At 73.6% G+C, this 23,940-nt stretch carries 17 protein-coding genes; 3 read left to right on the top strand and 14 right to left on the bottom strand.

Annotation, left to right across the window (positions count from 1 at the left end; all coding sequences use genetic code 11):
• The first annotated feature begins 2 nt into the window (after positions 1-2).
• Both AB0I54_RS08970 and AB0I54_RS08965 read left to right on the top strand, forming a co-directional pair.
• Entirely contained in the window at positions 3-440 is a 438-nt protein-coding gene (locus AB0I54_RS08970; RefSeq protein ID WP_363295238.1) for a thioesterase family protein, read from the top strand.
• On the top strand, positions 437-1,138 hold the full coding sequence (locus AB0I54_RS08965; RefSeq protein WP_363295237.1) for a hypothetical protein: 702 nt from the start codon (positions 437-439) through the stop codon (positions 1,136-1,138). Before AB0I54_RS08970 ends, AB0I54_RS08965 begins: the two co-directional genes overlap by 4 nt.
• Positions 1,139-1,171: 33 nt before the next feature.
• Here AB0I54_RS08965 and AB0I54_RS08960 read toward each other — a convergent pair whose 3' ends face one another.
• The 4 genes from AB0I54_RS08960 to AB0I54_RS08945 all read right to left on the bottom strand — a co-directional run bounded on the left by AB0I54_RS08960 (position 1,172) and on the right by AB0I54_RS08945 (position 8,848).
• Positions 1,172-2,122: an ABC transporter ATP-binding protein gene (locus AB0I54_RS08960; RefSeq protein ID WP_363295236.1), complete on the bottom strand. Its 951-nt coding sequence runs from the start codon at positions 2,120-2,122 to the stop codon at positions 1,172-1,174.
• Between the two features lie 34 nt (positions 2,123-2,156).
• On the bottom strand, positions 2,157-4,910 hold the full coding sequence (locus AB0I54_RS08955) for an FtsX-like permease family protein (RefSeq protein WP_363295235.1): 2,754 nt from the start codon (positions 4,908-4,910) through the stop codon (positions 2,157-2,159).
• A 1-nt stretch (position 4,911) separates the two neighbouring features.
• The gene (locus AB0I54_RS08950) at positions 4,912-8,280 is read right to left on the bottom strand and encodes an FtsX-like permease family protein (protein ID WP_363295234.1); all 3,369 of its coding nucleotides are present in this window, start codon (positions 8,278-8,280) and stop codon (positions 4,912-4,914) included.
• Positions 8,281-8,443: 163 nt separating this feature from the next.
• On the bottom strand, positions 8,444-8,848 hold the full coding sequence (locus tag AB0I54_RS08945) for a globin (protein WP_363295233.1): 405 nt from the start codon (positions 8,846-8,848) through the stop codon (positions 8,444-8,446).
• Between the two features lie 102 nt (positions 8,849-8,950).
• Here AB0I54_RS08945 and AB0I54_RS08940 point away from each other — a divergent pair, with 102 nt between their 5' ends.
• A complete protein-coding gene (locus AB0I54_RS08940; RefSeq protein WP_363295232.1) occupies positions 8,951-9,937 on the top strand; it encodes a methyltransferase domain-containing protein in 987 nt (328 codons plus the stop codon).
• A gap of 7 nt (positions 9,938-9,944) precedes the next feature.
• Here AB0I54_RS08940 and AB0I54_RS08935 read toward each other — a convergent pair whose 3' ends face one another.
• The 10 genes from AB0I54_RS08935 to AB0I54_RS08890 form a co-directional block, all read right to left on the bottom strand.
• Entirely contained in the window at positions 9,945-11,303 is a 1,359-nt protein-coding gene (locus AB0I54_RS08935) for an FHA domain-containing protein (protein WP_363295231.1), read from the bottom strand.
• 48 nt (positions 11,304-11,351) lie between these two features.
• Positions 11,352-12,698: a VWA domain-containing protein gene (locus tag AB0I54_RS08930; protein ID WP_363295230.1), complete on the bottom strand. Its 1,347-nt coding sequence runs from the start codon at positions 12,696-12,698 to the stop codon at positions 11,352-11,354.
• Between the two features lie 118 nt (positions 12,699-12,816).
• Positions 12,817-14,136: a PP2C family serine/threonine-protein phosphatase gene (locus tag AB0I54_RS08925; protein ID WP_363295229.1), complete on the bottom strand. Its 1,320-nt coding sequence runs from the start codon at positions 14,134-14,136 to the stop codon at positions 12,817-12,819.
• 3 nt (positions 14,137-14,139) lie between these two features.
• Positions 14,140-16,677 (bottom strand): tetratricopeptide repeat protein, encoded by a 2,538-nt coding sequence (locus tag AB0I54_RS08920; protein WP_363295228.1) that lies wholly within the window; start codon positions 16,675-16,677, stop codon positions 14,140-14,142.
• A gap of 6 nt (positions 16,678-16,683) precedes the next feature.
• Positions 16,684-18,009: a hypothetical protein gene (locus AB0I54_RS08915; RefSeq protein ID WP_363295227.1), complete on the bottom strand. Its 1,326-nt coding sequence runs from the start codon at positions 18,007-18,009 to the stop codon at positions 16,684-16,686.
• 109 nt (positions 18,010-18,118) lie between these two features.
• Positions 18,119-19,174, bottom strand: coding sequence for a glutamate ABC transporter substrate-binding protein (locus AB0I54_RS08910; RefSeq protein WP_363295226.1), 1,056 nt, complete (start codon positions 19,172-19,174; stop codon positions 18,119-18,121).
• Between the two features lie 14 nt (positions 19,175-19,188).
• Positions 19,189-20,562 carry a hypothetical protein gene (locus tag AB0I54_RS08905; protein ID WP_363295511.1) on the bottom strand — a complete coding sequence of 458 codons (1,374 nt, stop codon included), beginning with the start codon at positions 20,560-20,562 and terminating at the stop codon, positions 19,189-19,191.
• Between the two features lie 251 nt (positions 20,563-20,813).
• The gene (locus AB0I54_RS08900; RefSeq protein WP_363295225.1) at positions 20,814-21,785 is read right to left on the bottom strand and encodes a BadF/BadG/BcrA/BcrD ATPase family protein; all 972 of its coding nucleotides are present in this window, start codon (positions 21,783-21,785) and stop codon (positions 20,814-20,816) included.
• Entirely contained in the window at positions 21,776-23,041 is a 1,266-nt protein-coding gene (locus tag AB0I54_RS08895) for a 6-phospho-beta-glucosidase (protein ID WP_363295224.1), read from the bottom strand. The genes AB0I54_RS08900 and AB0I54_RS08895 overlap by 10 nt, the downstream gene beginning before the upstream one ends.
• 5 nt (positions 23,042-23,046) lie before the next feature.
• Positions 23,047-23,940, bottom strand: coding sequence for a carbohydrate ABC transporter permease (locus AB0I54_RS08890; protein ID WP_363295223.1), 894 nt, complete (start codon positions 23,938-23,940; stop codon positions 23,047-23,049).

Below are 23,940 nucleotides of genomic sequence, written 5' to 3'. Positions count from 1 at the left end.
TCTTGCGGCACATCTACCACTGCCCGCTGCGCTGGGCGGACATGGACGCGTACGGCCACGTCAACAACGTGGTGTTCCTCCGCTACCTGGAGGAAGCCCGTATCGACTTCCTGTTCCGCCCGGAGAAGGACTTCAAGCAGGGGTCCGTGGTGGCGCGCCACGAGATCGACTACAAGCGGCAGCTCGTCCACCGGCACGCGCCGGTGGTCATCGAGCTGTGGGTCACGGAGATCAGGGCGGCGTCCTTCACCCTCACCTACGAGGTGAAGGACGACGACCTGGTGTACGTCCGGGCGTCCACGGTGATCGTGCCGTTCGACTTCCAGGCGCAGCGGCCGCGCCGGATCACCGCGGAGGAGCGGGAGTTCCTCCAGGAGTACACGGACGACAAGGCCGACGACAGCGAGGCCGACAGCGAGGAGGAGGCCGTCGCCGCATGACGGTGCTCCACCTCGCCGACGAGGGGGAAGCGGCGGACCTCGCGGCTTTCCTCTCCCGGCTGCTCCACTACGACCGCTCAGCGGCGGTACGCCTCCAGGCGGCGGGGAAGGCGCTCGCCGTGTTCGGGCGGCCGCCGTCCTTCGAGGTGCTGGCGATCCGCGCGGTGCGGCTGGCGAAGCCGTACGAGAACGGGCTCGACGCCACGCTCGACGTGACCGTGTCCGCCGGTGAGTTCCTGGAGTCCGTGGACGAGTCGGCGGCCACGGCCGCCGTCCCGGCCGCGGTGACCGGGCCGCCGTGGGCGGGAGTCCTTCCGCCACGCGGCGGCTGGCGCGCCGAGCCCGGGCTGCCGGCACCGGACGCCCTGCGTGCCATGGTCGGCGCCGCGGTCGCCGAATTCCGGTCCCGTACGCAGGAGTTGGCGCCGGAGCGGCGTACGCGCGCCGAACTCGACCGGGTCGGTCGGGAGATCTGGTCCCGCACGGTCGGCGAGACCCCTCTGCCGGTACGGGCCGTGCACGCGGCCCAGTCGCTGGGATTCCTGCGGACGCCCACCCCGCCGGGCACCGCGTACCCGACCGGCGAGCCGTCACTGGCGCTCCTCTCCTCCAGCGCGTGGCTGAGGCTGCGCACGCCCTACGGTTCGATCGCCGTACGCAGGGCGGGACTCGGCGCGCTGGACGTCAGCGTCCGCTGAGCGGCGCTCACCGCCCTCGGCTCCGGCCGGTGATCATTCGCTGTCGTCCGGCCACACTCCGATGTGGTCCGGTTCCAGCTCCAGGGCGACGCGGTCGCGCATGCCGAGGGCCCGGGTGTACTCGGCGGGCAGCTGGAGGCGGCCTGCGCGGTCGAGCATGGCGTACTCGCGGGCGACCACCGTCTCGTGGCCGGTCGTGGCATCGACCTCGCTGCGGCGCAGGACCTCCGTGGAGGTGCGGCCGTCGCGGATGGCGACCGTGCGGCGGACTTCTCCGGCCACCGCCTGGTCATGTGTGACGATCACGACGGTGGTGCCCAGTTGCTCGTTCGCCCTGCGGAAGGCGTCGAAGATCTGCGCGGCCGTGTGGGAGTCCAGCTCGCCCGTCGGCTCGTCGGCCAGCAGCACCGCGGGGGAGCCGGAGAGGGCCACGGCGATGGCGACGCGCTGCTGCTGCCCGCCGGACATCTCGCGCGGGCGGCGGTCGCGGCAGTCGGCGACCCCCAGCAGCTCCAGGAGCGCCAGGGCGCGTTCGGACCGGGCACGGCGGGGTGTGCGGGTGCCGGACAGCTGGAGCGGGAGGGCGACGTTCTGGGCCGCGGTCAGATAGGGGAGCAGATTGCGGGAGGTCTGCTGCCAGACGAAGCCGACGACCTCGCGGCGGTAGGCCAGCCGGTCCTTGGCGGTCATGGCGAGCAGATCCCGGCCCGCGACCTTGGCCGACCCGGCCGTGGGGGTGTCGAGTCCCGCCAGGATGTTCATGAGCGTGGACTTGCCGCTGCCGGAGGCACCGACCAGGGCCATCAACTCTCCCTCGCGGACCAGGAGATCCAGGCCTTGGAGCGCCTGCACCTCCACGCCGGCGGTGGAGAAGATCCGGACGAGACGGTCGCAGGTGATCAGGGCGTCATGGCCGTAGGCCGGGCGGTTGCGGGCCTCGGCGGCCCGGTCGGCGAGATCGGCAAGGGTGGGGTTGGTCGTCATCGGCTCTCCTGGACGGTCGGACTGGCCCCTCGGTTCATCGCGCATCCCCTGCTCTCAGCTCTGCCACCGATCCCCGCCGTCCGGTCCACCAGGCCTGCGCCCCGGCGGCCCCCACCGCCACCACCACGACGGTGATCGCCGGCACCGTCAGCGACAGGGCGTCGGTGTGCAGTTCGGCCTGGCCGACCGGCGTCCGGGCCGAGGCCAGCGCGATGGTGGTCAGGTCGACACCGGGAGCGAGGAGACGGATGGCGGCCCAGCCGGTCAGGGCGCCGCCGGCCGCGGCGAGGAAGGCCTGGGGGAGGGACTCCAGGACGAGGAGACGGCGGCCCTGGGACCGGGTGAGGCCCATCGTGCGCAGACGGGCCAGGAGTGCGGCGCGTTCGGGGGCGGTGCGCAGCAGGGCGAGGAGCAGGGCCAGGACGGCGTACCCGGCACCGGCCACCACCGCCGCCGTGTACACCCGCTCGGCACCGGACTGGAGCGGCGAGTCGGTGAACCGTGCCCGCTCCTGCGCCCGCGTATCGACCGAGCCTGAGGCGCCCGCCGCCCTGCGCAGCGCCCCGGCGTCCAGGTGCTCGCCGGTCAGCAGCAGCGCCGTCGGCCGGGCGGCCGTGGAGCTCAGCCCGGCGCGGTCCACGATCAGGAAGTCCGTTCCGGTCAGGGCGGGGGTACGGGACCGTACGCCCGTGATCCGGACGGTGACCGAGCTGCCGTCCTCCAGCCGCACCGGGAAGGGGCGACGGGTGCCGTAGGCCTGTGCCACGGACGGTGAGGCAAGGGCGGGCAGAGGGCCCGCGCTCGGGTCCCCGTTCCCCGGGCGCCTCAACTGCCCCTCCCGGAAGGCGCCAAGACCCGTCCGCCGCGCCAGCGCCCCGTACGCGCCCGGTTCCACGCCCACCAACGGCACCGAGACCAGCTCGTCCCGCGGCTTCGCCTGGTACGCGATGCTCACCGCGGCGACCCCGGCCACCCCCGGCAGGCCCCGGACCCGGTCGGCGAGCCCCGGGGGCAGGGGCGCCTCGGAGTCCACACGGGCGTCGGCGCCGACCGACAGCAGCGCCGCCCGGTCGCGGGCCTCGGCCACGCCCGCCAGAACCGAGCCGCCGAACGCGGCCGTGGTGAGCGCGGTCAGCAGTGCCAGCAGGGGCAGCACCGCAGAGACGGAGGTCCGGCCCGCACGGGCCAGGGACAGATGGCCCACCACCCCGCGCAGCCGCCCGGCGGGCCACGCCAGCCGCCGCAGCAGCAGCGGATACAGCCGCACCAGCACCAGCGCCGCGATCACCCCGACCAGCACCGGTGCCACCGACACCAGTTGATCGCCCGAGGAGCCGTCCGAGGACGATCCCGAGGTCCCTCGCCTCCGCAGCGCCGCCACGGCCCCCGCCGCCAGGACGAGCAGCGTCAGCTCGGCGACCCTGCGGCGCCGGGAGGGACGTACGGTCGCCACGTCCTCGCGCGGACCGGTGGCCCGTACGGACCGGTGGGCGAGTGCCGCGCGCAGCGGGAGCGCGGCGCAGGCGGTGAGGGTGACCGCGAGGGCGGCGGCTACAGCGTAGGAGGTGCGGCCCTCCGGGACGGCGAGCAGCGCGGCCACCAGGCCGAGCGCGCCCGCGGGTACGGCGACCACGGCCGTCTCGGCGCACAGCCGCCCGGCCAGCCCGCGCAGGGAGGAGCCCCGGGCACGCAGCAGGGCCAGCTCGCTCCGGCGCCGGTCGGCGGCGAGCCCGCCCGCCATGACGAGGACGACCGCGGCGACCGTCCCGGTGCCGAAGGCGGCCACGGCGACCAGCGGCCCGATACCCGAGCGCAGCCGGGAGAAGGAGGTGAGGACGTCGTCGAGTTCGGTGCTCACGTCGCCGCTCGCGTCGGTGAGGTCGCGGGCCCGGCGCAGACCGGGGCCGGACTCCAGGGCGGCCACGGCGGACTTCAGGCGGCCCAGGTCGTGGGCGTGGAGGCCGTCCAGACGGGGGGCCAGCAGCCAGGAGCGGATCGGGGCGCCGTTCGTGCCCAGGAGGGCGGGGGCCGCATCCGGGTGCAGCAGCAGGGCGCCGAGCCAGTACTTCTGGGGGTCCGGGCCCGGTGCGGGCAGGCTCACCAGGGACGGGGTGCGCAGCAGGGGGCGGGTGGACCAGTAGGCGTCGGCCGGGGAGCGCGGGTCGAGGATGCCGGTGACCCGCACCTTGAGCGGGGCGCGGACCACGCCGGGCACGTGGATGACCGAACCCACCTCGATGTGCAGGCTCTTGGCCGTGGCGGCGGAGACGGCGGCCTCCACCTCGGTGGTCGTCTCGTCCACGGTGCCGGAGACGCGCGGCAGCCGCCCCTCGCGCACCCGCGCGTGCTCGGCGAGGCCGCTCTGGGCGACGAGGGACACATGCGCGGGGAGCCCGGAGGGCTGGGGTATCCAGGCGTCCGGCACCGCCGGGGCGCGGGCGGTGATCACGCCGTACGACGACTGGGCCAGGTCGACGCCCAGTGGCCGCGGGACGGTCGTGAGGATCTGCTCGTACTGCGAGCGCAGGGTGCCGGGACGCAGCTCGTGTGCCCGCTCCTTGGGCGGCAGGGCGAGATCGGGCTGTGAGGCGGTCACCTGCACGGTGGTGCGGTCGGGCCGGGCCTGCCGTACGGCCCGCAGCAGCCCCGCGTCCTCGTACCGGTCGACCGCGCGCGGGAACGCGGCGGCCAGACAGGCGGTCAGCGCCACGAGTACGGCCAGGGCGACCGCGGCGAGCGGCGCGGCCCGCAGCCGGGTGCGTACCCAGGAGACGGTCACGGGGTTCACCTCACTCGCCTCCCTGGTCGCGCAGTGCGTTCGACGGATCCGCGCGCCGCAGCGCGAGTGCCGCCGTGACGAGCAGCGGGGCGGCCGCCACCCCCGCCAGCAGCAACGCCACCCGGCCGGGCGGGAGTTCGACCAGCAGCGTCGGTACGGGCCGGGTCGCCCGGGAGGTCAGCACGATCAGCGGGAGTACGGCCCGGGTCAGCACGGTGCCCAGGGCGACGCCCACCACCAGGGCCAGCACCAGCAGGACGCCCTGCTCGGCGGCGATCATCCGGGCCAGCCGACGGCGGGAGGCGCCCAGCGCGCGCAGCACCGCGAACTCTGCGCCCCGCTCCCGCAGCGATCCGGCCGCGCTCACCGCGAAGCCGACCGCGGCGAGCGCCGCCGCCACCACGGCCGCCGCGGCGAACGCGGCCTCGGGGCCCGCGCCGAAGGGATCGTCACGCAGCTCGGCGGCGATCTCGTCGCGCACCACGACCTGCCCGGGATCGACGTCCGGCATCGCCCGCACGGCGGCGGCCACCGCGGCGGCGTCGCCCGGTGCGGTCCGCAGCCACCACTCGGTGGGCGTGACGCTCTGGCCGTACCGCGCCTGAAACGCACGGTTGACCGACCGCAGATCGACCAGCACGGCCCCGCCGTCCTGCTCCCCGGAGTTCGCCGGGTCGTCCGTGGTGGGCAGGGCCCGCACACTCCGTACGATCCGCACCGGCAGGCTCTCGCCGCCGAACGTCACGTCCACGCGCTGCCCGGTGCGGGCGCCCGCCGAGGTGAGGAAACGGTCGGTGGCGACGGCGGTGACCTCGGGCGCCCGGGGCTGCGCCACCCGCAGCCGGACCGTCACGGAGGACACGGTCCACATGTCCTCGTCCGGGAGGTATCCCGTGCCGTAGTCGACGGTCAGCGGCGTGGTCGAGCGCACCCGCGGCCGGGTGGGGCCGGTGGCCGCGTTGGCGTAGACGTCGCCGCTGGTCTGCGTGGTCGCGGTCCAGGAACCGGGGAGGGACAGCCGCCGTACCGTTCCGGCCGCGTCCGTGGCGGTCAACTCCGAGACGGTGAGGCGGTGTCGCTCGGCCCGGTCGCCGGGCTGGGGCATGTCGAGGCGCAGGCCGGTGAGCGTCGAGGGGCCGGGGGAGGAGGTGAGGTCGAGGACCAGGGCGTGGGTGCGGCCGTCGGTGGGCAACTGGCCGAGCGAGAGGTCGTACGGGATTCCGGAGCGGTCCTCCAGCGTCGCCGTCACCTCGACCGTCGTGCCGGGCCCGGTGGAGCTGTGGATGCCCGCCGCGAGCCGCAGCCGGGTCGTGCCCGCGGGTACCCGGGTGCCGGCCGGGGAGCCCTTCGGTGCCAGCGCGGCCAGCATCGGCGGCACCGGTCCGGACGCCAGGTCCCGGCGCATCAGCACCGCGTCCGCCATGTGCGCCGTGTCCAGGGCGAGCACGGTCGCCGTGCGGTCGCCGGACAGGGGCTGCGCGGTGCGTGCGGCAGGGGCGGCCTCGCGTACGTGCGGGAGGCCGGCGAAGGTCTCGGTGCGGCCGAGTCCGGCGTCCCCGGCGGCCTGGACCCGTACCGGCACGCCGGCCCGGAAGTCCGCCTGGTCGTTCTGCGAGCGGTCCCAGGAGGCGCCCTGCCCGATCGCCAGCATGCCGAGCGCGACGGCGAGGACGAGCAGCAGCACCGGCCCCGCGCCGCGCATCGGGCGGCGGCTGAACTGCCACCCCGCCAGCGCCACCGGCAGCCCGCGCCCGGCCGCCGCCCGCCGCTCCGCGAGCCGGGCCACCGGCGGCAGCAGCCGCAGTGTCAGCACCGTCCCGGCGAGCAGCGCCAGCGCGGGCGCCGCGACCAGCAGCGGATCGATGCCGAGCGTCCCGGACCGGTCGGCGCCGACGGCACCCGAGGTCTGCCGGTTCAGCTGCCAGTACGCCACCCCCGCCACCGCCAGCAGCCCGACGTCGGCACCGGCGCGCACCGGAGCGGGCAGCGCCCCGCCGGACCGTTGCCGCACGCCGGCCGTCACCCGGCCCCGGCCCACCCGGAACCGGCCGGCGGACGCGCCCCGGACCCGGTGCGCCGAGGAGTCGCGGGAGGGGCGCGGCCGGGCCGCGTCGGCAGGGGAGCCGCTGCGTTCACCGGCCAGGGCGGGCACCGTCACCGCCAGCGCGCAGCCCAGCGCCACGCCCGCCGCCACCAGCCACACCCCGCCCCGTCCGCCCGACGGCGCGTCCAGGTGCAGTCCGATCCGGGCCAGCGCGCCCCGCCCGGCCAGCAGTCGGGTCAACGGACCGGCGAGCAGCGGCGCGCACACGGCAGCGGGCACCGCGAGCAGCAGCGCCTCCCCGGCGGCGAGCCCCGTGACCCGGGCCCGGGAGGCGCCGCGCGCCCGCAGCAGCCGCATCTCGCCCGCGCGTTCGACGCTCAGCAGCCGGGCCACGAGGAGCAGGGCGTAACCGGCGAGCAGGGCGAGCTGGAGGGCGACGATCAGGAGGGTGGAGCGGGAGACGAGCAGCGCGCGGTCGATGCGGTCCAGGACATCGGGCAGGGAGGTGGCCGAGGCCGTCACACCGCTCAGCCCGGACGGCTTGCGCAGCGCGGCACTGCCGTGCCTGGCCGCCTCGCGCAGCGCGCCGATCCGCCCGGTCGTCAGCGGGGTGAAGTCGGCCGACGCCAGCCACGCGGACGGCCCGGCGCTCACCGTTCCGTCGGCGAGGACGGAGGGGGCGGCGAGCAGGGGGCCGTACGTCGTGAAGCCGGACTTCTTGATGCCGCGGCCGAGCAGGTCGTCGAGCTGCCAGTAGGCCGCGGTGACGGTGGCGGGACGGTACAGCCCGGTCACCCGGATCCGTACCGCGCGGCCGCCGAGCCGGTCGGCGAGGGTGAGCCGGGCGCCCGCCTCAAGTCCGAGCCGCTGGGCGGCGGTCCGGGGCAGGGCCACCTCGACGCCGTCCGAGGCGGGCCGCGGGAGCCGCCCCGAGACCAGCCGCACCTGGCTGCGGTCCAGTGCCGCGAAATAGGTGAGGTCCGGGTCGCCCGAGCGGTCCGCCGGGGGCCGCAGGGTGCGGGGCAGGGCGTACGGCCCGGACCGGACCAGGGTCCGTACGGTCACCGGCAGTCCGTCGAAGGTCCGCCGCGCCCCCTTGAGCACGGTGGCGTCGGCGGCCGGGCGCCGAGCGGCGGGCACCTCGGCCCTGACGATCAGCGCGGTGTCGGCGGCGTTGCGGGAGCCGTTCAGGGAGTGGCGCAGGGCGGCGTCGCCGATCGCGTCCGAGTACGCGGTGAGGGTCGCCAGGACCGCCGTGGTCAGCAGGACGGTGAGCAGCGCGGCGGCGAGCAGCAGGCGGTGTGCCCGTGCGCGTACAAGGACGAACCCCGTCACCCTGCCCCCGTGTTGTCCGGACTTCCAGACCTTCCGGCGATGCTGACAGAGGGGACCGCCCGGAGGTAAGCGCTTGAGAACCGGACTTGACCGGATCGTGACCGGATTCCGGCGTCCTACGACCGGAATCCGACGCTCATCGGGGCGGGGAGCACCGCCGTGCTCACTCCGGGGTGTTCACCATCGAGGCCGCCGCGTACGTCAGGTAGTTCCACAGCGTCCGCTCGTGCTCCTCGGACAGGCCGAGCTCCTCGACGGCCACCCTCATGTGCTTCAGCCAGGCGTCGTGCGCGGCCCGGTCGACCGTGAAGGGGGCGTGGCGCATACGAAGGCGGGGGTGGCCGCGGTTGTCGCTGTAGGTCGTCGGGCCGCCCCAGTACTGCATCAGGAACAGGGTCAGCCGCTCCTCGGCCGGGCCCAGGTCCTCCTCCGGGTACATCGGCCGCAGGAACGGGTCCTCGGCCACCTCCTCGTAGAACCGGTGGACCAGCCGGCGGAAGGTCTCCTCGCCGCCGACCTGCTCGTAGAAGGTCTGCTCCTGAAGTGTGCCGCGCCGAATCTCGTTCACCCGTACATGGTCTCAGACCGGATGACCCAGGACTCAAGGCGTAGGACCGGCGGACATCCGCCCGTGCTCGCCTCCCGTCGTCCGGCGCCGCACAGTGGACCCATGGGCGCGCATGCTCCCGGCAGGGACCTGGACGACATCGCCGCCTCGGCGCGGGCGGCGCTGGTGCGGGAAATCGACGAGAGCGGCGCCTGGGACGAGGACCCGGTGTGGCGGGAGGCCTTCGAGCAGGTGCCGCGGCACCTCTTCGTGCCGTACTACTACATCGGTGTCCTGGGCGGCTACGCGCGCTGCTGGAGCGAGAGTCCCGATCCGGAGGAGCGCGAGCGCTGGGTGCGCGGTGCCTACGCGGACAGCCCGCTGGCCACGCGGGTGCGCGACGGCGAGCTGGTCACGTCCAGCAGCCAGCCCTCGCTGATGGCGGACATGCTGGTCGCGCTGCGGGTGCGGGACGGCGACCGGGTCCTGGAGATCGGCACGGGCACCGGCTACAACGCGGCCCTGCTCGCCCACCGGCTCGGCGACGACGACCTCGTCACCACCGTCGACCTGGATCCGGAGATCACCGAGTTGGCCCGGCAGCACCTGGCGGCGGCCGGGTACCACCCGGTGGTGGTCACCGGCGACGGAGCGCGCGGAGTCCCCGCGCGCGCCCCCTTCGACCGGATCATCGCGACCTGCACCCTGCCGACGGTCCCGCGCGCCTGGCTCGCCCAGTGCGGCCCCGGCGCCCGGATCCTGGCACCGCTGTCCACCGGTCTGATCGCGCTGGCCGTGCGGGACAGCGGACACGCCGAGGGCCGCTTCCTGCACACGCCCGCCTACTTCGTGCCGCTGCGCGGCGAGCACCGGTCCGAGGCGGAGCCGCCGCCCCTGGCCGGAGTGCCGCGCCGGGCCCGGGGACACGAGCTGTTCCGGTTCCTGCTGGCCCTGACCCGGGGCGCCCTGGAGCCGCGGGAGGCGTTTGTGCTCTGGGACCACGAGGGCATGCCGGAGCGCGAGCGCTACGGCATCACGGTCGGCGCCGAGCGGGCATGGGCATGGCTGGACGACCCGGAGGGGCCGTACGCCTGGCCCCTCCCGGACTGACCGGTGCTCAGCCGCGCCGGATCGTGATCGTCGTCCAGGCGCCCACGTGCACCCGGTCCCCGTCCTGCAGCGGCACCGGCACGAAGGGCTGGATCGGCTCCTCCGAGCCGTTGACCGTCGTACCGTTCGTCGAGTTCTGGTCGACGACCGCCCAGGTGCCGTCCGGCTGCTGGACCAGGACCGCGTGCTGGTGCGAGACGCCCGGGTCCTCCGGCGGCACCGCCAGGTCGATGTCGGGGGTGTCTCCGGTGGAGTGGCGGCGGCGGCCGATGGTGACCTGGTTGCCGGTGAGCGTGCGCTGCTGCTCGGGCGAGTACGCGGGCAGGTTGAGACCCGTGGCCTCCGGTCCCGAGCGCTGCATCATCGCCATGAAGTAGTCGCGGTCCGGGCCGATGGTCGCCGTCCAGGTGACCGGCCCCTGCGGCACCTGCCCGAAGGCGGGGCCGGACGGGGCCTGGGTGGCGCCGGGCTGCGGGTAGCCGTAGCCACCGCCCTGGCCGGTGGACGGCGGGGAGATGACCCAGTCGTCGTCACCGCCGCCGAAGGACGGACCGCCGGCCGGCGGCCGGCCGGTCTCCTGCGGGAAGGCCGGGGGCGCGGGCGGACCGGGCTGCTGGAAGGCCTGCGGAGGGCCACCCGTCGTGGCACCGGGACCCGGGGGCGGCGGAACCGGCCGCGAGGGGTCGCCGCCGAAGGCGCCGGGCGGCCCGGGAGGACCGGAGGGCTCACGGCCGAAGGGCGGCGGACCGCCGGGAGCCTGGCCCCCGCCGAAGTCCGGGCGGCCGGAGGGACCCTGCCCGCCGCCGAACGCCGAGGGGCCGGGGCCGCCGGGGCCGCGCTCGCCGAAGGGCGGCGGACCGCCCTGGCCGCGCTCGCCGCCGAACGGCGTCGGCCCCGACGGCTCGCTGCCGAACTGCGGGATCGGCTCAGCGGGACGGTTCATCTGCGAGGGGCGCGAGCCCTGGTACTCGTACGAGTCACCACCGCCGTAGGACTGGCCGGGCGGCGGCTGGAAACGCGGGGCACCCTGGCCGGGGCCGGCGGGCCGCGGAGGGGCGGCCGGGGTGTACGAGGTGGCCGTGTTGGTGAGGAAGTTCCACCGGCACTCCTCGCAGAACGGCGCGCCGCCCTCGCGGGGCGTACGGCACTGCGGGCAGAGCTCCGGTTCCAGGTCCGGCACGGCGGACAGGTTCGGTCGGCCGGCGGGGCGTCCGCCGGGGCCGCCCGGAGGCGGTGGCGGGAAGCCGTATCCGCCGCCGGCCGGCGGCGGCGGGGGAGGCGGAGGTACGGCACCGGCCATGCGGTGACCGCAGACCTCGCACCAGTCGTCGGAACCCGACTGGTGTCCGTTCGGGCAGGTCGGCATGTCGGCGCTTCCCCCTCTCTGTCAGGATTTTCCTGAGCTCGCTCTAGGTCACTTCTTTACACGAACAGTCTTTGTGGACCGGGTCTCGAGGGTCATCTCGTCGGCCTCCGCGACCTTCGCCTTCAGTCGCACAGTACCCGTCGCGGCATCCACCACGTCCACCACCTTCGCAAGCAGTTTCGCAGTATCGGCGTTCCCGGAGGCGCTCGCGAGCTGAACGGCCCGGCCCAGTTTGGCCGTTGCTCCATCCATATCGCCCGCTTTGCGAAGGTCCAGCCCCTGTTGGATGGCCTGTGCCAGTTCGGCCTGGCCGGTGTAGTGGGCGACCTGGGGGTTGATCGAGGTGGACGCGACCATGTCGTCGGTCCACACGGCCCTCACCAGGCCCTGGGCGCCGAGGTTCTGCACGGTTCCGTCCGGCTGCGGTACGACCAGGGAGACCCGGGCGGCCAGCATCTCCTGGCCGAGACCGGCCGTGGGGACCTCGACGCAGATGTGGTAGTCACGGGACTCGTCTCCCCAGGAGCCGGTCGGGTAGTCCCCGGCGCGCGGGCCCGCCTCCGTGCGACGGTCCGTCAACTCCACCACCGTCGGCGCCACTTGCTTGACGAACTTGATGGCCGTGCCGACCGGCGTCCACACCCGCAGGGCGACGTCCGCGACCTCCTTGCCCATCGCCGTCTCCATCATCTGCGTGAAGTCGGCGGCCAGGCCCGTCGGGTCGGCGACGATGTCGGCGGTGCCGAGCAGGGCGGAGGCGATTGCTGTGACTTCTTTCACTTCCCAGTCGGTGCCCACGCCCCGGGCGTCACAGGTGAAGCGACCGGCGCAGGAGTCGAGCGCGGCGCGCAGGTCCTCGGGCGACTCGTGCTCGTTGCGGCCGTCGGTGAGCAGGATTCCGTGCCGGATGGCGACGTCCGCCGAGGACAGCAGACGGTCGGCGAGCCGCAGCCAGGTGCCGATGGCCGTACCGCCGCCGGCGCTGAGCTTGCGCAGCGCCTGCTTGGCCTGGTCCCGGGTGGTGGCGTCGGCGACGGCGAGCCGTCCGTTGCCGGGGTAGACCTCCTTGGCGACGTGCGTGCCGCCGATCACCGCGAAGTGCACGCCGTCGCGCAGGGTGTCGATCGCGGCGGCCGTGGCGTCGCGGGCGTTGCGCATCTTGGTCGGCGGGTAGTCCATCGAGCCCGAGCAGTCGACCATGATCGCCACGGCCGCGGAAGGGCCCTGCCCGGCCGAGTACAGATGCGGCGCGCCGACCGCGCTCCCGACGGTGCCGCCGCCCGTCGCCGTCACGGTGACGATCGCGTTGACCTCGCGGCCGCCCTCCGGCAGGTACTCGTTCTGGTACACGTCCATCGAGAACTGCGGCACGTTGGATTTCGAGAAATTGGCCATGACTGCTCTGAATCCCCCTCTGACCCCACCAGTTGCGTGGGCGACGACTGTATGCGGACCGGTCCCCTCCGGTCCGCTCAGGGTTCCCCGTATGTGACTGTCGGCTCCGTATGCGCCTTCAGGCCGATCCTGCCCCCTGCGGCGGCGCGGGGAACGGGACGACGGCCACTGTTACGTTGTCGTGGCCCCCGCCGTCCAGCGCGTGCCCGACCAGGACCCGGGCGCTGTGCAGCGGGCGGGTGGCGGCGTCCGACGGGATGGCCTCGGACATCTCCTCCGCCGCCTCCGCGTAGTTCCACAGGCCGTCGGTGCAGACCACCACCACGCCCGCCCGGTCCGGCTTGAAGGCGGCGGTGTGCGGCTCCAGTTCATAGGCGTCCGCGCCGAGCCAGCCGGTGATCGCGTGGGCGCGCTCGTCGGCGTATGCCTCCGCCTCGCTCATCAGGCCCGCGGCGACCATCTGCGCCGCCCAGGAGTCGTCCTCGGTGAGCCGGGCCGGGGGCGAACTGCGGTCCACCGGCACCCAGTAGGCGCGGCTGTCGCCGACCCAGCCGACGACCAGCAGACCGGAGGTGACCACCGCGCCGACGATCGTGCAGGCCGGGGCGTTCTGGTGCGGGGCGTGCTCACGGGCCGTCGCGGGCTCGTCGGCCAGCGCGTTGACCGCGTGCGAGGCCGCGACGATCGCCTCGTGCATCGCCTGCTGCGGATGCGTACCGCGCGGCAGGGCGGCCAGCAGCGACTCGCCTGCCGCCTGCGACGCGGCGAGCGAGGCGTCGTCGGGACGGGTCGCCGAGGACACGCCGTCGCAGACGATCGCCACGGACGCGGGCGTGCCGTCGGGCAGCGCGGTGTGGCCGATGGCGAAGGCGTCCTCGTTGCGGTGGTGGCGCAGCCCGCGGTCACTGACCGCGGCGAGCGGGCCGGACTCCTGCTCCATGTGGTCGCGTTCGCGCGGCTGCGCGTGCCCGCAGTTCTCGCAGTAGCCGTCGTCGTCGACCCGGCCCGCCCGGCAGGCCACGCACACCTTGCTCTCCGCACCGGCGGCGAGGTCGGCGGCCACCCGCGGGTCCGGTGCCTGCAGCGGGTACTCCTCGGGCTCCGGCGGCCGGTCGAACCGTACGCCCGAGGCCGGGGAGACGGGAGAGCCCGACGCGGGCGACAGCGGCGAGCCGCCCGAGTCGGTCCCCGGGAGGTCCGTCGGCAGATGCACCGCCGCCGGTGTCTCGGAGCCGGACGGCTCGGGGGCGACGGGCCAGGGCATACCGTCCGCGGACGCGCCGGCGCCGTTCATGGCGAGCGTCGGGTGGTCCTGCGGCGGCGTGGGCACCACCGACAGGTCGTACCCGCACGCACCGCAGAAACGGTCACCCGACTCAAGCGGCTCCGCGCAGTTCGGGCACTTCGACGGTGCGGCCTGCTGGGGCATCTGCGACATCAACTACACCCACGTCCGGGGGCGGTAACGGTTGGCCCGTTCCACCAGGTCGATCCTTTCCTCGCCGCCGGGCGCGAGCCGGGCCAGCGTGCGGTACGAGCGCTCCAGACCGAAGCGGAGGCCCCGCTCGTCCAGGCCGCTGCCGAGCAGCACCCGCCCGCCGGCGGCAGGCTGTGCGTCCTGGCCACCGGAGAGTATCCAGTCGAGCGCGCTGCCGAGCACCTCCGCCGACAACTGCTCGCGCCGTGCCGGGTCCAGACCGTATGCGTCCAGGGCCTCGACCTGCCCGGCGGCGGCCGTCAGGTCCTCCAGGAACGGCGTGTCCCCGGCCGTCGCCGTGCGCTGCCGCAGCCGCGCCCGTACGGCGGCCACCCGCGCGGCCGTGTAGTGGATCGAGGACTCCGGGACCGACTCCAGCGTCCGTACGGCGCTGCGCCGGTCGCCCGCCGCGAGCTGCACACGGGCCAGGCCGAACGCCGCGCTCACATAGCTCGGGTCGGTCGACCACACCAGCCGGTAGTACTCCGCGGCGTTGTCCAGCTGGCCGAGCACCTCCGCGCACAGGCCGAGCGCCAGCTTGGGCGCGGGCTCGCCGGGGAAGGCGTCGTAGACCGCGTCGAAGGCCAGCGCGGCTGCCTCGAAGTCACCGGTGACCAGCGAGGTCACACCCCGGTACCACACCACCCGCCAGTCGTCGGGCTGTTCGTCCTCCAGCTTCGCCAGGGACATCAGCGCGGCCTCGGAGTCGTCGTTCTCCAGCCGGGCACGGATCTGCCGCAGCCGCGTCTCGACGGTCTGCTGCGGAGCCGCGGCCAGCGCGCCGAGCAGCTCACCCGACGCGGAGGCCATCAGACCCGCCAGGAAACCGGCGTTGGGGTCCGAGGGGTCCACCAGCGGAACGGGCAGCGCCAGGGCGGCGGCGGGCGTGGCGATCGGCTTGACGAGTCCGGCCGCGCCGTTCGGGGACGCCGGAGCGGGCGCGGCAAAGGCCCCCTGCCCTCCGGAAGTTCTCTGCTGTCCGGAGGCTCTCCGCTTCCCGGACGGCACCTCTCTCGCCCCCAGCCGCGACACGTCCCCGTCCGGCTTCGGGAACAGCTCCGTGTCGGTGACCTTGAGTTCGGGCCCGAGCAGCGTCGACAGCGCGGGCCGCGCCCGCCCCGTCTGCAGCGACACGACCTCCCGCAGCACACCCGTCAGCTGCTCGGACATCTCCTGGGCGGAGGCGAACCGGCGCGCCGGGTCGGGGTCGGTGGCGCGGACCAGCAGCCGGTAGAAGGACTCGTACTGGCGGAAGACCTCGATGTTGTCCGGGTCCGGCAGGGAGTCCACGAAGACGTTCGTGTAGCCCTGGAAGTCGAAGGTCAGCACGGCGAGCGTACGGCCGACGGTGTAGAGGTCGCTCGCCACCGACGGGCCGACCTCCGCGACCTCCGGCGCCTGGTAGCCGACCGTGCCGTAGATGGCCGACTCGTCGTCGTCCATCCTGCGCACCGCGCCCATGTCGATCAGCTTGAGCTGGTCCTCGGTCTGGATCGCGTTGTCGACCTTGAAGTCGCAGTAGAGCAGATTGCGGCTGTGCAGATGGCCGAGCGCCTCCAGGGCCTCGATGCCGTACGCGCACGCCTGCTCCACCGGCAGCGGATCCCGTCTGCCGTCCGGTGTGCGGCGCGCGTTGGCGATCTCCTTCAGCGACTTGCCGCCGACGTACTCCATGACGATGTAGCCGTCGAGCGAGCCGGTGCGCTGGTCGAGGTGCTCCACGAAGTTGTAGATCCGCACGATGTTGGCGTGCTCGATCTCCGCGAGGAAGCGCCGCTCGGAGATCGCCGCCGCCATCGCGTCCTGGTCACCGGTGTCCAGCAGGCCCTTGAGCACCACCCAGCGGTCGGAGACCGCCCGGTCCACCGCGAGGTAGATCCAGCCCAGACCGCCGTGCGCCAGACAGCCCACGACCTCGTACTGGCCGTGCACGATGTCGCCGGACTTCAGCTTCGGCACGAACGAGTACGGGTTGCCGCACTTGGTGCAGAAGCCCTCCGTACGGCCCTCGCGCTCACCCCGTGCCCGACCCACCGGCGCCCCGCAGTCCGAGCGCGAGCAGAACCGCTTGCGCTCGGGCACCTCCGGGTTCTCCAGCACCATCGCGCGCGGGTCGGGCCGCGGCACCTGGGGCACCGCCACCAGGCCGGCGCCCAGCCGGGCACGCCCGGACGAGCCGGAGGCGGAGCCGGAGCTGCGCACCGACACCGAACGGCCGGTGGACTTGCCCGACACCGAGCGCGACAGCCGCCCCGACACCGAACGCCGTGACTTCGACGACTGCGACGACGTACGCGAACTGCGGGCGCTGGCACGCGAACCGGCGCTGCCCGCCGAGCCCTTGCCGCTGCCGCTGATCCCGGTGGGCGGCGAACCGACCATCCCGTTGGCGGAGACGACGGGAGCCAGACCGCATGTGTCGCAGTACAGCTCACCGCCGCCCACGTCCTCGTACGACCCCTCACAGCCGGGCCGCTGACATGTCTGCCCTGCCTGACTCATGGCTGGCTACTCCCCCCTCCGGTCCTGAGGCCCGCCCTGCCCCGGCACCCGCGGGGCGCCCAGCAGTTCGGCCGCCGCCTGCTGATAACGCAGTACGGCCTGTTCGGCCACGCGCAGGTCGCACGGCGCGCTCCACAGCATGCGGCGCGCCGCGTCGTACCGCTCGACGAGGAACGGATCCTCCGCGAGTCCGTGCCGGGCGATCTTCGCCTTGTACGCGTCGAGACGGCCGCGCAGCTCGGCGCGGACCGCCAGCGGCGCGGTGACCGCGGTCAACGACTCGCGGGCGCGCAGCAGTTCGTCCTCCGCCTTCTGCTCCAGGGACTCCAGGAGCGGGGACAGACGGTGCCACTGCGCCTGTCTGCGGTACTCGGCGGCGGTCGCCAGCTGCTCCTGCAGCACGGTCGGCGGCCCGCTGACGACCGGCACCTCCGTGGCGGCGATCTTCGCGAGGACCTCGCCGCGCGCGGTGCGCGCCTCGGCGAGCGTGCGGTCCGCGCGGGAGAGCACGTCCCGCAGTTTCACCAGGCGCTGCTCGGCGTCCTGCCGGACCGTCAGCACGGCGTCGATCTCCCGCCGTACCTCCTCCAGGGCCCGCGCCTCACGGTCGTACACCGTCGTGTCCGGACGGCCGCCGCCCGGAGCCGAACTGCCCGGCGCCGGCACCCAGTAGGCGAGCGGATCGGAGACGACCTCCTCGCGCAGCCTCGTCAGCGTGCGCGTGATCCGCTCCAGGTCGTCGCCGGACGGGTGCTCGCCGGGGCGCACTCCGACGGAGTGCGCGAGCTTGCGGGTGCGCTGGAGCTCCGCGGCGAGTAAATCGATGCGGGCGGGCAGCGCCGACCACACCGCGTCGGCGGCCACGACCATGTCCAGCGAGCTCGCGTACAGCTCGTTCATCCGCTCCACGAGCGCCGCCAGCGTGAACTGCTGGCTGAGCCGGCCCGCCGCGGACAGCAGCGTCGGCGCGTTCGCCGTCGCGGTGGCGCTGCCCGCGACCGTGACGGACTCCCCGCGCAGCAGCTCGGTCAGCTCCAGCAGGTCCTCGCGGCTGGACCAGCGGCGCCGGGCGCGGATCTCCCGGGCGCTGCGCAGCGCGGCCGTGTACGCGTCGAAGTACGCCCACAGCAGGGTGATCGACGCGTCCGCGGCCGTCCAGCGTTCCTTGGTCGTGCCGGTCAGCTCGGCGCCTTCGAGGAGTCTGCGGCCCGCGTGGTCCTGCAGGGCGAGCAGCGAGCTCTCGATCGCCTCGTGCTCCGCGCCGAGCCGCGCCAGCGCACGGTCCACCTCGTCCCGGTCCATCACCGGCCCGGCGGGGTCCGTGACGCCCATCGATCACCTCTCGCTGCTGTGTGGGGTCTGTGTCGGCTGTGTGTTCGCGATCCGTTCTACCGGAGGTCTTCCCGGAGGTCTGCCCGGAGTTCGCCCGGGTGACGCCCGGTCAGCTCTTGCGCAGATATTCCGGCGCGGGCGGCTTCGACGGCGTCGCGTCCTCCCCCAGTGTCGCCGACAGCCACTTGTCGTACGACGCCTGCCAGCCGTTGGCGCGGTAGCCCACCAGGATCTGATTGACCCGGCGTACCAGATCGTTGGCGTCCTTCTTCATCGCCACGCCGTAGTACTCGGTGGTGAAGGCGGAACCCTTCAGGGCGACCGTCGGGTCCTGCGCGGCCTGGCTCGCGGCCAGCGCGCCGTCGGTGACCACGGCGTCGACCTCGCCCAGTTGCAGCCGCACCAGGCAGTCGAGCTGGTTGGGGACGTTGTGGTCGATGTCGGCCGAGGAGACCAGCTTGCCGGCCTTGCGGTCCGCGTCCAGCTTGGCGAACGCCGTGGACCCCGACGCCGTGCAGATCTTCTTTCCCGCCAGCGACTTGTCGTAGCCCGTGATGGACGAGGACTTGGGCGCCAGGACCGTCTGGCCCGTCTTGAAGTACGGGGCGGAGAAGGCGACCTGGTCCAGTCGGTCGCAGTTGATGGTCATCGTGCGCACGACCATGTCGACCCGGCCGTCCTGGATCGCCGGGATGCGCTGGCTGGTCGGGATCGCCTTGAACTGGACCGCGTTCGGGTCGCCGAGGATGTCCTGGGCGATCCGGTGGACCAGGTCGATGTCGAAGCCCTCCAGCTCCGCGTCCTTGTTGTTCGGGTTGCGGTAGCCCCAGTGGTAGCTGTTCTGGTCGACGCCGACGATCAGCTTCCGCTTCGCGCCCTGGCGGGCCTTGATCGCGTCGATCGTGTCCCCGTCCGCGCCGGACGGGGACAGCGTCTGCTTCTGGGCCTCCGAGTCCTTGCAGCCGTCCGCCCGCGCCTGGCTGCCGTTGGCCACGCCCTGGCCGCCGAGGCCCGCGGCGCCGTCCCCGTCGCCGTGCGTCTGGGTCAGCGGCAGCAGCAGGGCGAACGCCAGCGCCACGGCGCAGACGACCGCCATCGCGCCCACTCCGCCCCAGCCGCGCAGGGAGGCCCGCACCCGGCGAAAAAAGCCCTTGCGTGCGTTCATCGTCACGCCCCCTTTCACCGGTACTCCGAAAGCCTGCGCCCGATGCCGAGCAGCGCGCCCGCCGCGCCCAGGACGGCCAGCACGGCCGCACCGATGGGCAGTCCGGTCATCGCGTCCCGGCCGTCACCGGCCGCCTGCCCGAACTCGGCCTGCTCGTGCGTGATCGCGGTCTTCAGGTTGTCGTCGACGCTGTCGAAGCATTCGCCGGTGGCGCCCTTGGCGCCGATCACCTTGTCCAGCGCCTGCTGGTAGTTGCCGTTCTCGTCCTCGGTACGGGCCGACGCGTGGCGCTGCTTCCACACCGTCATATTGCCCTCGGCCGCCTTGACCGGCTTGCTGCCCGCCTGGTCGTCGGACAGCCGCTGCGCCTCGGTCAGACCCTTGCCCAGGGCCTTCATGTCCTTGTCGAAGTCGTAGTAGAACGCGTCGTACGTCGTGTCGCCGACCGTGATCGTCTCGGCGCCGCGGGCCACCAGGCTCAGGTTCTCGTTGCCGCGGGCCTTGAGGGAGGCGATCCGGGCGTCGTGCAGCACGTTCAGCGAACGCACGCCGTGGTCGTAGGAGTCGTTCAGGCCCGCGCGGGCGATGCTGTGGCCGACGACCAGCCACAGCAGGACCACGGTCGCGAAGGCCGTGGCGCCGACCAGGCCGTGGTTCAGCACCCGGTTGGTGCGCCGGTAGTTGCGGTGCTGGGCCCAGGCGAGCGCGGCCAGGACGAGAACGCCGAGGGCGATCGCCGCCCACGGGTAGGGGGTGGCGTTCCCGTAGTCGGACCTGAGCTTGTCGTTCTCCTTCTTGTAGAGGTCCTCCGCCGCCGGGAGCATCTCGTTCTGCATCTTGTCGTTGGCGTAGCGCAGATAGGCGCCGCCGACCGGATAGCCCTGCCGGTTGTAGGTGCGGGCCCGCTCGACCAGCCCCTTGTACTCCGGGAGGAGCTTGTTGAGCTTGGATATCGCGGCCTCGGAGGGCGAGCCCGGGTCGGAGGCCGCGGCCGCCGTGACCAGTTTGGCGGCGGCCGTGCTGATGTCCTTCTCGTACCGGTCGCGGGCGGCGGCCGTCTCCTGGCCGCCCGCCAGGAAGCCGCTGGAGGCGGCCGTGTTGGCGTCCGCCAGGGAGCGGTAGATGTCGGCCGCGTCCGAGCTGAGCGGCTGGCTGCTGTGCAGCACGTCGTCCGCGGCGGCCGCGCGGTCGGTCGTCTGCCAGGCGGTGACCGCGCCGAACGCGACGACCAGGAGGGCCAGTACGGCACCGATGATGCGCAGCCGGCCGGGTTCGGTGGTCGCCGCGGCGCGCAGCCGCTCGGCGCCCTCGGCGAACGCCGTACGACGCGGCTGCCCCGGCCGGCCCGCGGGCGCGGGCGGTCGGGGCTGGGGCGGGACGGCCGGCATGGTGGGCATGCCGGACCCCGGTCCTGGTGGTGCCGTGCTGCTTGTCGGCGGGTGTGTCACTGTTGACCTCCCCCGTGGTCATCGTTCGCCGCCAGTATCGCTGCCCGGACCGACATTCCGCACCGGCCTTCACTGGATCTTGATCGGATCGCAGTCCGGTCGACTTGCGGCGCGGTGCGGTGTCCGCACCACCCCCTGCCCATGAATACGCTGCGGGAATCTGTTCGGTTCCCTGGTACGGGCCGCCCCGCTCAGGACTCCCAATGGGCCCGCGCCCGCTCCTGCGCCTCCGCGTCCGCGCCCACCCGGTCGAGCCCCAGCAGCGCCGCCCCCAGCACCGGGCTCGCCGTCACCACACGCGCCACCGCCTTCGGTGCCCGCGACGACAACAGGTCCCGGATGCCGTCGTCGAGTTGGGGATGGCCGGCGGTGAGGACACCCCCGCCCAGCAGCACGGGCGTCTCCTCGTCCAGCAGCTGGAGCCGGGTCAGGGCGACGGTGGCCATGGTGACCACCTCCTCGGCCAGCCGGGCGACGACCGAGCGTGCCACGGCGTCACCGCGCGCGGCCGTCTCGAACAGCACCGGCGTCAACTCGTGGCGCCGGGCGTGCGCGACGTGCTCCAGGTGCAGGGCCTCGATGAGCGCGTACATCGAGTCGAGCCCGAAGTGGGCCGGAAGGGTCCGGGTCAGTTCCGTCGGGCCCCCGCGCCCGTCCTCCGCGCGGGCCGCGTGCCACAGCGCCTCCTCGGCCAGCCCCCAGCCGCCGCCCCAGTCGCCGGAGATACGGCCGAGGGCGGGGAAGCGGGCGGTGCGTCCGTCGGGGCGCATGCCGACGCAGTTGATGCCCGCGCCGCAGACCACCGCCACACCGCGCGGCTCGGAAATGCCCGCCCGCAGGATCGCGAACGTGTCGTTGCGGACCTCCACCGACGCGCCCCACCCGCGCGCGTGCAGCGCGGTCGCCAGCTGTTCCTCCTCCACGGGCAGATCGGCGTTCGCCAGACAGGCGGAGACATGGGAGACGGAGGCGATCCCGGCGTCGGCGTAGGCCCGCGCGACGGCCGCGGCCAGTTCGTCCACCGCGGTCTCCACCCCCACGGCCGGCGGCCGGAACCCGCCGCCGCGTGCCGTGGCCAGGACTTCCCCGTCCCTCGTCAGCACCGCGACGTCGGTCTTGCTGTTGCCCGCGTCGATGGCGAGGACACTTGCGGTCAGGCCCACGCGAGGTGCTCCCGGTTGTGCGCGACGAGTCGGTCGGTCAGGGCTTCGGCGTACTCGTACTGGCCGATCAGCGGATGGGACAGCAGCGCCTTGAAGACCCGGTCCCGGCCGCCGCGCAGCGCGGCCTCCAGAGCCAGTTCCTCGTACGCCGTCACGTTCGCCACCAGGCCGGCGAACAGCGGGTCCACCGCGGGCACCGGCAGCGGGACGGGCCCCTTCGGGCCGACCGCCGCCTGCACCTCGATCACCGCGTCGTCCGGCAGGAAGGGCAGCGTGCCCCCGTTGTACGCGTTCACCACCTGGTACGTGCTGCCGACGCCGCCCAGCAGCGACGCGGCCAGGTCCACGGCGGCCTCCGAGTAGTAGGCACCGCCCCGCTTGGCGAGCAGCTCCGGCTTCTCGTCCAGGGCCGGATCGCCGTACATCCGCAGCAGTTCGCGTTCCATGGCGGCCACTTCCGCCGCCCGGGAGGGCTTGGTGCGCAGCTCCCGCACCACCGCGTCGTGCGCGTAGTAGTAGCGCAGGTAGTACGAGGGGACCACGCCGAGCCGGTCCAGGAGCGGGCGGGGCAGCCGCAGGTCGTCGGCGACGGCGTCGCCGTGCTCGGCCAGCAGCTTCGGCAGGACGTTCTCGCCCTCGGGACCGCCGAGCCGTACACCTGTCTCCCAGGTGAGGTGGTTGAGGCCGACGTGGTCCAGATGGACGTCGGCCGCTGCCACACCGAGCAGCGCGGCGAACTTCCGCTGGAAGCCGATCGCCACGTTGCACAGCCCGACCGCCCGGTGCCCGGCCTGGAGCAGCGCACGGGTCACGATGCCCACCGGGTTGGTGAAGTCGATGATCCAGGCGCGCGGGTTGGCGCGCCGCACCCGCTCCGCGATGTCGAGGACGACGGGCACCGTCCGCAGCGCCTTGGCCAGACCGCCCGCGCCGGTGGTCTCCTGGCCGATGCAGCCGCACTCCAGGGGCCAGGTCTCGTCCTTTTCCCGGGCGGCCTGCCCGCCGACGCGGAGCTGGAGCAGCACGGCGTCGGCGCCGTCGACGCCCGCGTCCAGGTCGGACGTGGTGACGATCCGGCCCGGGTGGCCCTGCTTGGCGAAGATCCGGCGGGCCAGGCCGCCGACCAGCTCCAGCCGTTCGGCGGCCGGGTCCACCAGGACCAGTTCCTCGATGGGCAGGGTGTCCCTGAGCCGGGCGAAACCGTCGATGAGTTCGGGGGTGTAGGTCGAGCCTCCGCCGACCACGGTGAGCTTCATACGTGTCAACCCTTCACTCCGGTGAGCGTGACGCCCTCGACAAACGCCTTCTGGGCGAAGAAGAACACGAGGATCACGGGGGCCATGACCAGCACGGTCGCGGCCATGGTGAGGTTCCAGTCGGTGTGGTGCGCACCCTTGAAGGACTCCAGGCCGTAGCTCAGCGTCCAGGCGCCCGGGTTCTCGGACGCGTAGATCTGCGGGCCGAAGTAGTCGTTCCAGGCGTAGAAGAACTGGAAGAGCGCGACGGCCGCGATGCCGGGCTTCGCCATGGGCAGGACGACCTTCAGCAAAGTCCGCAGCTCGCCGCAGCCGTCCACCCTGGCCGCGTCCAGATACTCGTTGGGGATGGTCATCAGGAACTGGCGCAGCAGGAAGATGGAGAACGCGTCGCCGAACGCCATCGGGATCATCAGCGGCCACAGCGTGCCGGACAGATCGAGCTGCTTGGCCCAGAACAGATACATCGGGATGATGATCACCTGCGGTGGCAGCATCATCATCGAGATCACCAGCATGAGTGACAGGTTCCGGCCCCGGAAGCGGAACTTGGCGAGCGCGTACGCCACCGGGACCGACGACAGGACCGTCAGGGCGGTGCCCAGGCCGGCGTAGATCAGGGTGTTCTTCCACCAGGTCAGAAAGCCCGGGGTGTCGAACACCTTTTTGTAGTTGCCCCACTCCCAGGTGTGCGGGATCAGATCCCGGCTCAGCGCCTGGCTGTCGCTCATCAGCGAGGTCAGGAACACGAAGACGAAGGGCAGGGTGAAGAAGAGGGCGGTGGCGAGCCCGAGGGAGTGCACCGCGATCCACTCCAGGAGCGCCCTGCGGCGGGCGGTGCGCTCGGCGGGCGTCACGGCCGGCCGCAGCTCCACCGGCTTGTCCAGTACCTGGGCCAT

The organism is Streptomyces sp. NPDC050625, assembly GCF_040654755.1.
Classification (GTDB): domain Bacteria; phylum Actinomycetota; class Actinomycetes; order Streptomycetales; family Streptomycetaceae; genus Streptomyces.
This window is presented reverse-complemented; position numbering and strand designations above follow the sequence as displayed.

What these genes read in the sequence shown, in the direction of transcription:
- AB0I54_RS08965 (WP_363295237.1), top strand. Translation starts at nt 437, where the DNA reads ATGACGGTGCTCCACCTCGCCGACGAGGGGGAAGCGGCGGACCTCGCG.
- AB0I54_RS08960 (WP_363295236.1), bottom strand. Translation starts at nt 2,122, where the DNA reads ATGACGACCAACCCCACCCTTGCCGATCTCGCCGACCGGGCCGCCGAG.
- AB0I54_RS08940 (WP_363295232.1), top strand. Translation starts at nt 8,951, where the DNA reads ATGGGCGCGCATGCTCCCGGCAGGGACCTGGACGACATCGCCGCCTCG.
- AB0I54_RS08935 (WP_363295231.1), bottom strand. Translation starts at nt 11,303, where the DNA reads ATGCCGACCTGCCCGAACGGACACCAGTCGGGTTCCGACGACTGGTGC.
- AB0I54_RS08930 (WP_363295230.1), bottom strand. Translation starts at nt 12,698, where the DNA reads ATGGCCAATTTCTCGAAATCCAACGTGCCGCAGTTCTCGATGGACGTG.
- AB0I54_RS08925 (WP_363295229.1), bottom strand. Translation starts at nt 14,136, where the DNA reads ATGTCGCAGATGCCCCAGCAGGCCGCACCGTCGAAGTGCCCGAACTGC.
- AB0I54_RS08920 (WP_363295228.1), bottom strand. Translation starts at nt 16,677, where the DNA reads ATGAGTCAGGCAGGGCAGACATGTCAGCGGCCCGGCTGTGAGGGGTCG.
- AB0I54_RS08915 (WP_363295227.1), bottom strand. Translation starts at nt 18,009, where the DNA reads ATGGGCGTCACGGACCCCGCCGGGCCGGTGATGGACCGGGACGAGGTG.
- AB0I54_RS08910 (WP_363295226.1), bottom strand. Translation starts at nt 19,174, where the DNA reads ATGAACGCACGCAAGGGCTTTTTTCGCCGGGTGCGGGCCTCCCTGCGC.
- AB0I54_RS08905 (WP_363295511.1), bottom strand. Translation starts at nt 20,562, where the DNA reads ATGCCGGCCGTCCCGCCCCAGCCCCGACCGCCCGCGCCCGCGGGCCGG.
- AB0I54_RS08895 (WP_363295224.1), bottom strand. Translation starts at nt 23,041, where the DNA reads ATGAAGCTCACCGTGGTCGGCGGAGGCTCGACCTACACCCCCGAACTC.
- AB0I54_RS08890 (WP_363295223.1), bottom strand. Translation starts at nt 23,940, where the DNA reads ATGGCCCAGGTACTGGACAAGCCGGTGGAGCTGCGGCCGGCCGTGACG.